Annotated in this window: 7 protein-coding genes; 5 read left to right on the top strand and 2 right to left on the bottom strand. The window is 54.0% G+C overall.

The genetic code is table 11. The features are described 5' to 3' along the window. Positions 1-1,066: 1,066 nt before the first annotated feature. The gene (locus HYD27_RS23675; protein WP_219219221.1) at positions 1,067-2,035 is read right to left on the bottom strand and encodes a bile acid:sodium symporter family protein; all 969 of its coding nucleotides are present in this window, start codon (positions 2,033-2,035) and stop codon (positions 1,067-1,069) included. A gap of 365 nt (positions 2,036-2,400) precedes the next feature. On the opposite strand from HYD27_RS23675, the gene HYD27_RS23670 reads away from it, so the two are divergent. Together HYD27_RS23670 and HYD27_RS23665 are read left to right on the top strand one after the other, a co-directional pair. Beyond that, on the top strand, positions 2,401-3,648 hold the full coding sequence (locus HYD27_RS23670; RefSeq protein WP_219219220.1) for an anaerobic sulfatase maturase: 1,248 nt from the start codon (positions 2,401-2,403) through the stop codon (positions 3,646-3,648). 218 nt (positions 3,649-3,866) lie between these two features. Further along, positions 3,867-4,946, top strand: a complete 1,080-nt coding sequence (locus HYD27_RS23665; protein ID WP_219219219.1) for an LCP family protein — start codon at positions 3,867-3,869, stop codon at positions 4,944-4,946. Between the two features lie 117 nt (positions 4,947-5,063). Here the strand turns inward: HYD27_RS23665 and HYD27_RS23660 are convergent, their stop codons facing one another. Next, a complete protein-coding gene (locus HYD27_RS23660; RefSeq protein ID WP_219219218.1) occupies positions 5,064-5,717 on the bottom strand; it encodes a GntR family transcriptional regulator in 654 nt (217 codons plus the stop codon). Positions 5,718-6,138: 421 nt separating this feature from the next. Here HYD27_RS23660 and uxuA point away from each other — a divergent pair, with 421 nt between their 5' ends. From uxuA to uxaC, 3 genes are read left to right on the top strand one after another with little or no spacing between them, the layout of a single operon-like run. Continuing rightward, entirely contained in the window at positions 6,139-7,215 is a 1,077-nt protein-coding gene (gene uxuA / locus HYD27_RS23655) for a mannonate dehydratase (RefSeq protein ID WP_219219217.1), read from the top strand. After that, positions 7,216-8,826 (top strand): mannitol dehydrogenase family protein, encoded by a 1,611-nt coding sequence (locus HYD27_RS23650; RefSeq protein WP_219219216.1) that lies wholly within the window; start codon positions 7,216-7,218, stop codon positions 8,824-8,826. It begins immediately after the preceding gene. Positions 8,827-8,843: 17 nt separating this feature from the next. Beyond that, positions 8,844-10,289: a glucuronate isomerase gene (uxaC, locus tag HYD27_RS23645; RefSeq protein ID WP_219219215.1), complete on the top strand. Its 1,446-nt coding sequence runs from the start codon at positions 8,844-8,846 to the stop codon at positions 10,287-10,289. Positions 10,290-10,353: the final 64 nt, after the last annotated feature.

The raw sequence follows: 10,353 nt of genomic DNA, 5'->3' as shown, positions 1-10,353 counted from the left end.
GGTTTCAACCAGTAGTCTTATTCCAATCAGGAAACCGGGCTTTAGCAGCGGCCGGAAGAACCCTCTGAACCCGCAGCGGACTTCATTCACATCGTCAACCGCTGATTTTGGTGTTGAGCCAAAAAGGCAATAGAATGTATAGGAATGGAACCGGCGAACCTGAAAACGCTGATGGAACGCAAGGAGGTTCATAGGGAACGGAAGCGAAGTGGAAAAAGTAACACTAATGGGCTGGAATTCTGGTTTCAACGGGCTTTAGTGGGAATTTGTACACTTAATAGAGGCCCACTCCCTCCAAATGGCTGATTTCAGCCGGATTAGTTGTACTTTTTCCCACTAGGGATGATCCGGAATCCGAATGCGCTGGATTAGTTGTACTTTTTCCACTAGGGATGACCCAGAAACCGAATTCGCTACCTTAGTTGTACTTTTTTCCCACTAGGGATGATCCGGAATCCGAATGCGCTGCCTTAGTTATACTTTTTACCACTAAAATGGCTGCCCTTGTTATGAATGGTTCAAGTTCATCTTAATGCAGGCGTATTCCTCTGTAAGGGAGAGAACCGGATCGATTAGGGAGCCTTTTTCCCGTTAATGCAAGGGAAAAAGGGAAAGTGGGGATTACGTTTCCTTTTTCCACTTGGGTGTAGCCGCCGGGTTCCAGCAGGAAGGTGTGGAGGGATCGGGGAGGAAGAGCTTCAGCCGGCCAGGGGAACCGGAGAGCCAGGGAACCGCAGGCAGCCATACACCTGAAGCCCAAACAGCTGCGCTGTCCAATGAAGGACGCATAGCCGTTTTGTTCAAAGATAAGAATTTATCCTGAATTCCGAAAGTAAGTATCCACAAATCATCTAAAAAGCTCTGCACAAAGGGATGTCTTGCTAAAAACGGCCTGCACCCAATGGGTGAAGGAAAAAGAGGGTTTATCCCATGTCCGATCTGGATGGGTTCAATTCACTTTCGAATTCAGGTTTATATGCTTCACGCTAATCGCTGAAACGGATACCGTCCTTATAAGGACGGCGAAGCCGTTTCCACTTCTTTTGGTATAAGGATGAAGCCGGACTTACGCCGCTGAGGTGTGCTCCGCCGTGTGTCTGATCCTGGAGCGGCGGCCCAGCAGAAAGCCAGCGAGTGAAGCCAGCAGCTGCTGGAACACCATGCCAAGCACAACGGGGACGGCAACCGGGGCGGGGAAATAGGAGACCGCCAGAACGGCGCCGGCGCTGATATTGCGCATGCCGCCGTTGAAGATTAGGGCCACTTCGTCCGCTTCATTCCAGCGCAAAATCCTCGCAGTGAGGAAGCAAAGGGCATAGCCGGTAGAGGCCATAAGCACAATGACGGCGGCGAGGCCAACCAGACGCAGATTGATGTCGGCTAAATACGGCGAAATGACAGACCCGTTGATCATAATCACGGCAGCCATAAAAAGCTTGGAGAACGGATTCAACCGCGGACTCCATACGGGGGCAACCGCACCTTTGGTCCATTCATTAAGCACCATGCCCAGCAGGGAAGGCACGACAATCATCCAGAAGAGACTGCTCATCATGGCAAGCGTGTCGAGCTCCACGCTGGTTCCGATCAGCAGCGACAACACACCCGGGACGATAAACGGGGACAGCAGGGTGTCAATCAGAATGATGGACAGGGTGAGTGCCGTATTTCCTTTGTAAATGCTGACCCAGATAAAGCTGCTTACTCCCGTGGGAATGACTGCGGCCAGCACAAGGCCTGTGATAGTGAATTCATCCGCGTGATACAGCGCATTCCCGAAACCAAGGGCAACCAGCGGCATGGCGATATGCAGGATGAACAGACAGGCGAACAAAGGCAAGGGTTTTTTGAGTACGTTCAGGAAATCCTTGAATCCAAGACTGATGCTTCCCGCAAACGTCATGAAGGCAAACAGCCATGGAGAGAGATAAGTGTAGGAGGAAAGCATAGTGCCGCAGAGCACGCCGGTCAGGATGCTAAGCGGGGTGATCAGCGGCATCATCCGGTTAAGTATTCGGTTCAGAGCAAGAAGCATGTCATGACATCCTTTTTTAGTATGCTCCCATCATTATACACCTTTTGAGCCATAGTGCCTTGCCGCTTTTGTTCTATCTCCTGCTTAAAGGCGGGCATTCGTTATCCGGTGCTCAAGCCTGCGAGAAATTCCGGGGAAGCTTCCGGGGAAGCCCGGCTTGCGGCCGCTTCGGCAAAGCCAGGCGTTCCGGTGCGGCAATCCGCTGAAGCAAGGCACAATTTTTTTCTCTGGCTGCTGCTGGACTCATACAGGCGCAATGCGGATCTTTCCGTTGTCAACGCAGCACAGTTTGTACTATGCTTGAATACATAGTAAACCGGTTGTTTTTATGAGCCGGAAATGAACAGATTCAAGAGGAGGAAGCCATGGCAGCGAACTGTGCGGTTGGACATCAAGGGGGACATTTAAGCGTCATGTGGAAGACGGTATCCGAGGCCTGCAATCTGGCTTGTGATTACTGCTATTACAGCACCTGCGGAGGCAAGCCGGACAAGATCAACCGGATTGATCCGCAGGTGCTGGAGACTTTTATCGCCGATTACATGGCGCACACCTCCGGCAGCGCTTCATTTGCCTGGCAGGGAGGGGAGCCGCTGCTGGCCGGCATCGATTTTTTCCGGGAGGTGGTGCGGCTTCAGGCGAAGTATGCGCCTCCGAATACAACCATCAGCAATGCCATCCAGACGAACGGGACACTGATTAATGACGAGTGGGCGCGTCTGTTCAAGGAGTACCGGTTCTTGGTGGGTGTCAGCCTCGACGGCCCCGAGCATATTCACAACGCCCGGCGTGTGAATGCGGCGGGCCAAGGCAGCTATGACCGCGTGATGCGCGGGATTGGACACCTCCGGCGGCATCAGGTGGATTTTAATATTTTGTCGGTCCTGCATGAGGGCAATGTCCGGCGGGCGCAGGAGATGATGGATTTTTACCGGACGGAAGGGTTCACCCATGTGCAGTTCATTCCCTGCATGGACTTCCGCTCCCAGGAAACCGGAAAAGCCCCTGATTTCCATATTACTCCGGAGCAGTACGGACAGTTCTTATGCGAGTTGTTCGATATTTGGTATAACGGCGGAAATCCGCAGTTCTCCGAGCGCTTCTTCGATACTCTGCTGGATCAGACGCTGGGAAGGGAAGCCGGCCTGTGCATCCATAGCTCTTCCTGCCCCCGCACACTTATCCTGGAGCAGAATGGAGATGCGTATCCTTGTGATTTCTACATCAGCGAGGACTACAAGCTCGGAAATGTGGGGCGGGATGCCCTGGAGGATATTTTACGAAGCCCGGTCTATACCCGTTTCCTTAGCCAAAAGCCGTCGCTGCCGGAATCGTGCAAAAGCTGCGAATACCTGAGCCTCTGCCATGGAGGCTGCCCGCGCAACCGCAGATGGGATACCCGGGAAGATTATATCTACCCGGATTATTTTTGCCAAAGCTACAAAATGATCTATGCCCACTCTGCGGCGGGAATGAAGCGGCTGGCCGGCAGCGTACGCCGCTTCTGGCTGGAGGAGTACCGGAAAACCGGGCTGGCGCTGCCCGGCCGCAACGATCCGTGCTTCTGCGGGAGCGGGCGCAAGTACAAGGCCTGCTGCCAGACAGCCGTATGAAAACGAACCGAAAGCCGCCAGCCTGACACTCGCAATCATGGGAGAAGAAATAAAAGCGCCGGTGGATTTCCTGCAAGCTTATGGGGACCGGCGGCTTAACCATAAATGGAGCGTGCAAGCTTCGAGGCTGCTTTCCTTTATTTTTGAGCCCCCGTACCAGCCTGTGCTATAATCATTTACAGCTTATAACATTCATGAAATGAAGCAGGAGGAAGGGAATGGAGGAAAGAAGCAAGAGAAGGAAAGAGAAGCGCGGGAAATCCCGCATCCGAAAAACGCTGCTCACCCTGAGCGCAGTGCTTGGCACATGCCTGATCGCAGGCGCAGTCTATGCGGGAACGCTCTATTACAAGGCTGACCGGGCGCTTGACCGGATTTCCGCATCCGGTTCTGCTCCCGTTGAATCGGCCGGCCCTGCCCCGCTGCTGCCAGAGGCTTCTGAAGCCGCTGAGGCTGCGGATGCAGAGGAGGCGGACAAGCCGCTCACCTTCCTGCTCGCAGGTGTTGACAACAGAAGCGGGAGCGGCGGGACGCTGAACACGGATGTGCTGATGCCGGTGGTCTATGAACCGGTGGCCAGGAAGCTGTCCATTCTCTCAATCCCCCGCGATATGAAGCTCACCAGCAGCGAGATTGGGACACATAAGGCCAATTATTATTACGCTTATTATTACGCGCACAACAAAGGCGAGGATTTAAGCAGGACGAAAGAGTTCTACAGCAGCATTTTGCAAATGGATATTGATTATATGATTCTGGTTAATTTCCAGGCCTTCAGCAGCATCGTGGATGAGCTTGGCGGGCTGGATATCAATGTGCCGATGGATATGCGGTATGTGGATAATGCCGACGGCACGAATATTAACCTGAAGAAAGGGCTGCAGCATTTAAGCGGCAAGGAAGTGCTGGATTTCGTGCGCTACCGCAAATCCAACCGGGGCACCGCCGAGTCCTCCGATTTCTCCCGCAACGAACGGCAGCAGGAGGTACTGAACTTAATCCTGGATAAGCTGGATTCTGTGAATGGAATAGCCAAGTGGGGAGAGATTATCGACATCCTTGGTGACAATATCCGCACGGATATCGATAAGGTTCAGCTTCGGAGCTGGATTCTGAATTATCAATCGATGAAGCCTGCGTTAAGTGAGCTGATCACTCTGGAATCGGCCTGGAAGAGTCCGTACGTCTATGCGAACGAAGAGGATCTGCTGGAGAAGCTGCAGAAATTACGCGAGCCGCTGGCTCTGCCCGCGCTCGATAAGAAGCAGCTGCTGCATGATTTTGGAATTGCGGATTAGGAGTTCAAGCTGTACATAGAACACTTTTCCGGTTGCAAATCCATAGTGGAAGAAATGAAGGGCTGTCTCAATGCAGAGGTTTCCGCGTTGAGGCAGCCCTTCTCTGCGATCTGCCGGCTAACTCTTCAAATATTCCGAGAAGTTCTCCTGAAAGTCCAGCGAATGGATGTCTTCCCGCAGATGGTGATGGATCAGGGGAGCGATTTTCTCTGTGTCCTTGTGCACCAGAAGCTCCAGAAGGGCTTGATGCTCCTTCCAGATGCCCTCCAGCTTCTCGGTTTTCTGCATGTGCAGCCTGCGGTACCGGAGGTAGTGCACATTGGACTGCTGAATCAGATTCCACAGAAACTCGCGTCCCGCAAGCCGGTACAGGGACCGGTGGAAATCATCATCCAGGTTAAGAAAGGCATCAATATCGTTGACCTTTCCGATGACTTCCTTCTGCCGCCCCAGAATCTCCTTAAGCTCATGTACTCCTGTCAACAACAGCTGTGAGGAGAGATCCTTAAGAATCTCCTTCTCCAGTGTACTCCGCAGATAAGTGATCTGTTCAACGGATTCAAGATCTATGAAGGACACGATGTTCCCTTTTTTCGGATAGATGTCGGTATAGGATTCCAGTGCGAGCTGCTTCAGCACATCGCGCAGCGGTGTCCGGGAAATCCGGAACCGCTCGGACAGGGCTGTTTCACTCAATATGGTGCCGGGCTTCAGCTTCAGGGTAAGGATCTCATTCTTCAATGAATTCAAGATTTCAGCTTTGATCGACATTTCATTCCTGCTTTCCATATGTGATGACGGATACTGCGAGTATAGCATCCGGCTTGAATTTGTGGAATTCAAGCGGTGTTCATTATAACGAAACCGGGGCAGGCAGAGTCGGATTCAGCCGCAGACCCGGCAGCACGCACTTTGAATGGAAAGACTGCTTGAATCTGTTAGGGACTGCCGCTCCGGAAGTATCCTTGCTTTGCCGCCAGATCCGCCAGATACTGAAGGGATGTCCTACTAGTATACATGATGTTGAAACCTAATAAAAATGTTTATCAAAATAGTATGGGTTTCATCGTAATTACGCTTGATTATCCTATATAATTAATTGTATTGACAACGGGCGGTTCTTATCTTATGATCAAGAAAATCTTGTATACAAGATTGTTGAAAACGAAATCATCATAGGAGGGTTTTATCAATGAACATGACATGGAGATGGTATGGCGAAGGCAATGACAATATCACGCTTGATCATATCCGGCAGGTTCCGGGTGTTATGGGTATTGTCTGGTCTTTGCATGATAAAGTAGCCGGTGAAGTGTGGGAAATGGAACGGATTCAGGAAGTGGCGGATCAAATCACCGGCAAAGGCTTCAGCACGGCTGTGGTGGAGAGCGTCAACGTTCATGATGATATCAAAATCGGCTTGCCGAGCCGTGACAAATATATCGATATTTATATCGACACGATCCGCAAGCTGGCCAAGGTAGGCGTAAAGGTGATCTGCTACAACTTCATGCCTGTGTTCGACTGGACCCGTACGGAGCTGTACAAGGAGTTGCCTGACGGCTCGAACGCCCTCTTTTATGAAAAGGCTGCCATTACCGACAATCCGCGTGAGATGGTGGACCGGATTCTGCAGGGAGCCGGGCAGTTCACGATGCCGGGCTGGGAGCCGGAGCGTCTGGAGAAGCTGGATGAGCTGTTCGCGGCCTATGCGGATGTAACTGAAGACAAGCTGTTCGGGAACCTCAAATACTTCCTGGAGCGCATTATTCCCGTCTGTGAGGAAGTGGACATCAAAATGGCCATTCACCCGGACGATCCGGCCTGGCCGATCTTTGGCCTGCCGCGCATCATCCGCAGCCGGGACACGATCCGCCGCATGCTTGACGCCGTAGACAGCCCGTACAACGGCCTGACCTTCTGCACAGGCTCGCTTGGTTCAAATCCGGAGAACGATCTGCCGGCGATGATCCGCGAGTTCCATGACCGGATTCATTTTGCCCATATCCGCAATGTGAAGGTATTCGATAACGGGGACTTCATTGAGGTGTCGCACCGCGGGCGTGACGGAAGCGTGGATGTGCCGGAGGTGGTCAAGGCCTATCATGAAAATGGATTCACCGGCTATGTGCGTCCCGACCACGGGCGTCACCTGTGGGGCGAAGAGAAGAACTGCCGTCCGGGCTATGGCCTCTATGACCGAGCGATGGGCATCATGTATTTGCTTGGCGTCTGGGACAGCCTGGAGAATGTCAAGGAGGCGAAATAAATGCTGCATCTTACCAGAAGCAGTGTCCAAGGTGAAGCAGCGGCCTGGAAGGCTGCGGGAGTGGAGCTTCCGCAGTTCGACTATGGGCAGGTGGCGAAGAATACACTGGAGCAGCCGCAATGGATTCATTTCGGTGCGGGCAATATCTTCCGGGGATTCGTGGCCAATGCCCATCAGAAGCTGCTGGACGGCGGCAAGGCGGATACAGGCATTATCGCGGCGGAAACCTTTGATTTCGAGATGATCGACAAGGTCTATAAGCCGTATGACAATCTGACCCTGCTGGTGCTGATGAATGCGCGCGGCGACTTTCAGAAGAGGATCGTCAGCAGCATCGTGGAGGGCATCACAGCCGACAGGAGCCGTGAAGCGGATAGCCGCCGCCTGACCGGGGTATTCGAGAATCCCAGCCTGCAAATGGCCAGCTTCACGATCACGGAGAAGGGCTACTCCCTGACGGGTCCGAACGGAAAATATCTCGGCATTGTGGAAAAGGATATCGAAGGCGGACCGGAGCAGCCGGTCCATGCCATGAGCATCGTCGCTTCTCTTGCCTACAAGCGGTATCTGAAAGGCGCCTATCCGATGACCTTCGTCAGTATGGACAACTGCTCGCATAACGGCGACAAGCTGAAGAACGGTGTCTTGACGATAGCCAGGGAATGGGCAGCCAAGGGGCTGGTCGAGGAAGGCTTCGTGGGCTATCTGGAGGATGAGCGGCTGATCGCGTTCCCTTTATCCATGATCGATAAAATCACACCGCGCCCTTCGGAAACTGTACAGGCGGCGCTGCTGGAACAGGGGATTGGCGGGATGGATGTAATCATTACATCCAAGAACACGTATACCGCGCCCTTCGTGAATGCGGAGATCAGCGAATACCTGGTCATTGAAGACAAGTTCACGAACGGCCGTCCGGCGCTGGAGGAAGCGGGCATTATCTTCACGGACCGGGATACGGTCAACAATGTGGAGACGATGAAGGTTACCACCTGCCTCAATCCGCTGCATACGGCGCTTGCCGTATCCGGCTGTCTGCTGGGCTATACCCTGATTGCGGATGAGATGAAGGACGATACGCTGCGGAGGTTCGTGGAGATTATCGGCTATAAGGAAGGTCTGCCCGTGGTCGTGGACCCGGGGATTCTCAGTCCGAAGCAGTTCCTGGACGAGGTGCTGACCGAGCGCTTCGCCAATCCGTTTATCCCCGATACCCCGCAGCGGATTGCGACCGACACCTCGCAGAAGGTGGGCATCCGCTTCGGTGAGACCATCAAGTCCTACATCCGGCGCGAGGAGCTTGATCCGGCGCAGCTGACCGCCATCCCGCTGGCCATCGCGGTCTGGTGCCGTTATCTCCTCGGAGTGAATGATGAGGGCGAGGCCTTCACGCTCAGTCCGGACCCGCTGCTGGAAACGCTGCAGGGACATCTGCAGGGGGTTGCCCTCGGGGACAAGTCAGCGCAGGTGCGCCCGATCCTTGAAGATGAGCAGCTCTTTGGTGTCCGCTTGTACGAGATCGGCCTCGGAAGCAAGATTGAGGGCATGTTCCTGGAAATGCTGGCAGGTCCGGGAGCCGTACGGAGAACCTTGGAGAAGTATCTGAAGTAAGGGAAGGGAGCATGAAGATGAAGGCTTTTATCCATGAGGATTTTCTGCTGCAGACTGAGGAAGCCCGGGTGCTCTACCATGAGTATGCCGAAGCTCTGCCCATTATCGACTATCATTGCCATCTGGACCCGCAGGCCATTGCCGGTGATAAGCGCTTCGGAAGCATCACTGAGGTGTGGCTGGGCGGAGACCACTATAAATGGCGGGCGCTGAGAACGTTCGGCGTTGAAGAGAAATATATTACCGGCAATGCTCCGGATGAAGAAAAGTTCGCCAAGTGGAGCGAGGTGCTGCCCTACACGGTGGGCAATCCGCTGTATCACTGGTCGGCGCTGGAGCTGAAAGCTTACTTTGGCGTAGAGGAGCAGCTGAATCCGCAGAATTGGCGGAGGATTTATGACCACTGCAATGAATTGATCGCAGGGAAGGGCTTCACGGCCCAGGGGCTGATTACCCGTTCCAATGTGAAGTGGATCTGCACCACGGATGATCCGGCCGATGACCTGCGCTTTCACGGGCAAATCGCCGGGCAAAAAGAGTTCCGCACCGGAGTAACGCCGACGTTCAGACCGGACAAGGCGCTGCAGATTGAATCCGGCGCTTTCCCGGATTATGTCAGCAGCCTGGAGCAGGCTGCCGGTTATGCCATCACCTCCTATGCGCTGCTGGAGCGCGCGCTATTGGAACGGATTGATTATTTCAACGAACAAGGCTGCAAAATCTCGGATCACGGCTTCACGCATCTTCCTTACGCGGAGGCCCCGTCATCCGTGCTGGAGGACATCTTCAGCAAGCGGCTGAGCGGCGGGGTCTTAAGCAGGCTGGAAGCCGACCAGTATGCGACTGCACTGTTCCTGGCTATGGGCCGCAAATATGCCGCCTGCGGCTGGGCGATGCAGCTGCATATCGGAGCGGTCCGCAATCCGAATACGCGGGCCTTCCGTGAGCTGGGTCCGGATACAGGCTTCGACACCATCGGTGACGGCAGCTATGCGGACAGCTTGTACAAGCTGCTCGACGGGCTGGAACGGACCGGGGAGCTTCCGCGGACCATTCTGTACAACCTGAATGCGGGGCAGAACGATGTGCTGGCCGCGATGGCCGGTTCTTTTCAGGGAAGCGGGATCAAGGGGAAAATACAGTTCGGCTCCGGCTGGTGGTACAATGACCAGAAGGACGGCATGCTGAAGCAGTTGACTTCTCTGTCGAATTTGGGGCTGTTGAGCTGCTTTGTAGGGATGCTCACGGACTCCAGATCCTTCCTGTCCTATACGCGCCACGAGTATTTCCGGCGGATTCTGTGCAATCTGATCGGAGGCTGGGTCGCAAGCGGCGAAGCTCCGGGGGATCTGGCGTTCCTGGGAGGCATCGTTCAGGACATTTGCTGCCATAATGCCGAGCGGTATTTTGGGTTTCCTGTTCAAGGAATAACGGAAATGACAGGGCTGACATCGGGGACCTGAACGCAGGGCTCCGGGAAGTTCGCAGGCCGCCTTTGTTGAAGGGGCCGGCAATCCGGAGCGGAAG

It is taken from the genome of Paenibacillus sp. S150 (assembly GCF_019352175.1).
In the GTDB taxonomy this organism is placed as follows: domain Bacteria; phylum Bacillota; class Bacilli; order Paenibacillales; family Paenibacillaceae; genus Paenibacillus_AQ.
The sequence above is the reverse complement of the archived record's forward strand: the minus strand, read 5'-3'. Positions and strand labels throughout refer to the sequence as shown.

Bases quoted from the DNA above. Each gene is read 5' to 3' on its own strand.
- HYD27_RS23665 (WP_219219219.1), top strand. From the start codon at position 3,867: ATGGAGGAAAGAAGCAAGAGAAGGAAAGAGAAGCGCGGGAAATCCCGC.
- HYD27_RS23660 (WP_219219218.1), bottom strand. From the start codon at position 5,717: ATGTCGATCAAAGCTGAAATCTTGAATTCATTGAAGAATGAGATCCTT.
- HYD27_RS23675 (WP_219219221.1), bottom strand. From the start codon at position 2,035: ATGCTTCTTGCTCTGAACCGAATACTTAACCGGATGATGCCGCTGATC.
- uxaC (WP_219219215.1), top strand. From the start codon at position 8,844: ATGAAGGCTTTTATCCATGAGGATTTTCTGCTGCAGACTGAGGAAGCC.
- HYD27_RS23670 (WP_219219220.1), top strand. From the start codon at position 2,401: ATGGCAGCGAACTGTGCGGTTGGACATCAAGGGGGACATTTAAGCGTC.
- HYD27_RS23650 (WP_219219216.1), top strand. From the start codon at position 7,216: ATGCTGCATCTTACCAGAAGCAGTGTCCAAGGTGAAGCAGCGGCCTGG.
- uxuA (WP_219219217.1), top strand. From the start codon at position 6,139: ATGAACATGACATGGAGATGGTATGGCGAAGGCAATGACAATATCACG.